The following is a 1,757-nucleotide window of genomic DNA, read 5'->3' as shown; positions in this document are numbered from 1 at the left end:
CCGATGAGGTGCCGCCAGCTCAGCGGCGTCCCCGTGATCGGCACGGTGGTGATCCCCGGCGTCGGCGGCATGGTCGCCCGGCACAGCCCCACCGCGCGGCCGACCTGCACCAGGTGCGCGCAGGAGACGGTGTCGGTCTCCAGGATCGGCGCCGGTGTGAACCCGTCCCGCGCGCAGGCCGCGGAGAAGCAGTCGCCGAAGCACCCCTCGCCGGGCACCGTCGTCCACCGGTCGTCGCGGAACCGGCTCAGCTCCAGCTCCGGTTCGTCCGCCGCCGGGTGGTCCTCGGCCAGCATGAAGTACACCGGGTCCGTGCCCACGAGCCGCCACTGAAGCTCCTCGGCCGGCGGCGGGCTCTCGCCGCAGACCCCGATCAGCGCGAAGTCCAGCCGCCCCGAGGACGCCATCTCGCTGATCTCCTGCACCGACCAGGAGGTGTACGTGCTCACCGGCTCGTCCGGGTACAGCGCCGCCAGCCGGTCCACCAGCGCCCCCAGCAGCGGCCCGTGGGTGCCGCCGAGCCGGAACCGGTGCACGTCCTCCCAGGCGTTGGCGAACCGCACCGCCTCCTCCTGCAGCTCCCGCACCGCGGGCAGCAGCACCTGCGCCCGGTCGAGCACCAGCTCCCCGAGCGCCGTGGGCCGGGCCCCCGCCCGGTCGCGTACGAACAGCGGGCCGCCCAGGGCCCGTTCGATCCGCTTGAGCTGTGCGCTGATCGCCGACTGGGCGAGACCGAGCCGGCCGGCGGCCCGCGTGAGACTCCCCGTCTCCGCGATGGCGCGCACGAGCTTGAGATGCCGCAGTTCCAGTTCCATCGCCGTCTCATCTCAGGCCGGGCACGGGCCGCTTCCGGAAACGTAGAGCCACGGGCGCGGCACCGCAATAGCCCAGAAACCGGCAGGTCGCCCGGCCGTGGTCCGGACCGTGGGTGCCGGACATTACCCGGCGGGTAATCGACGTGCGGGACGGGGGCGGGCACCGTGGGGGCATCGGGGCCCGGACCGGCGCACTCCGGCCCGGGTTCCGGCTCTGACCGTTACCGATGCCGCTCGGAGGGTGATCCGTCATGTCCGCAGCCGTCTCCCCGACCGCCGCCACCGCCCCGCAGATCACGCTCCGCCGCCGGCTGGGCCTCGACGCCGCCGTCACCGGCGCCAACGGGCTGGCGTACCTGGCCCTTTCCGGCCCCCTGTCCGACCTGCTGGGCGTGGACCGCGGGCTGCTGCTCGTGCTCGGCGCGGTGCTCGTCGTCTACGCCCTCGACGTCGCCTGGATCGCCCGCAAGCCCGTGCCGCCCGCGCGGCTGGTGGCGCTGGTGGTCGACATCAACGTCGCGTGGGTGGTGGCGAGCCTCGTCGTCCTCGTCACCGGGGTCGTCGACCCGACGACCGCGGGGTACGTGTGGATCCCGCTGCAGGCGGCGGTGGTGCTGGGCTTCGCCGTCGTCCAGTACGGGCTGCTGCGCGGCATCCGGGCCGCGGCCGGGCGCTGACCGGCCGGGCCGTACGGCCGCCGCCCCCGGTGCTCGCCGGGGGCGGCGGCCGTACGCGCCCGTCAACGCACCAGCAGTGCCACGATCTTCCAGTTCGAGGTGTCCGGCGCGCTGACGCGCAGCTCGGCCACCCGGCCGGAAGCCCCGCCGTCGAGGACGAACTCCTCCCACTGGTACGCGCCCGCCGGCACCTGCGGACCGGGCGGGATCACCTCCGCCCCGTCGGCCTCGACGACGATCCCCGGCGTGGCGTACCCGTCGTCGC

General features: G+C 74.8%; 3 protein-coding genes. 1 reads left to right on the top strand and 2 read right to left on the bottom strand.

Going from position 1 to position 1,757, the window contains the following annotated elements:
• The coding region (locus H5J30_RS31215) for a LysR family transcriptional regulator (RefSeq protein WP_181790887.1) at nucleotides 1-815 on the bottom strand (815 nt) is incomplete at its 3' end.
• Nucleotides 816-1,066: 251 nt separating this feature from the next.
• Between H5J30_RS31215 and H5J30_RS31210 the strand changes: the two genes are divergently transcribed.
• Nucleotides 1,067-1,492 (top strand): hypothetical protein, encoded by a 426-nt coding sequence (locus H5J30_RS31210; RefSeq protein ID WP_181790886.1) that lies wholly within the window; start codon nucleotides 1,067-1,069, stop codon nucleotides 1,490-1,492.
• Nucleotides 1,493-1,554: 62 nt separating this feature from the next.
• Here H5J30_RS31210 and H5J30_RS31205 read toward each other — a convergent pair.
• The coding region (locus H5J30_RS31205) for a hypothetical protein (RefSeq protein WP_181790884.1) at nucleotides 1,555-1,757 on the bottom strand (203 nt) is incomplete at its 5' end.

Source organism: Streptomyces phytophilus (genome assembly GCF_013870535.1).
In the GTDB taxonomy this organism is placed as follows: Bacteria; Actinomycetota; Actinomycetes; order Streptomycetales; family Streptomycetaceae; genus Streptomyces; species Streptomyces phytophilus.
Note: the sequence above shows the minus strand (reverse complement) of the source record. Positions and strands in the feature narration are given on the sequence as shown.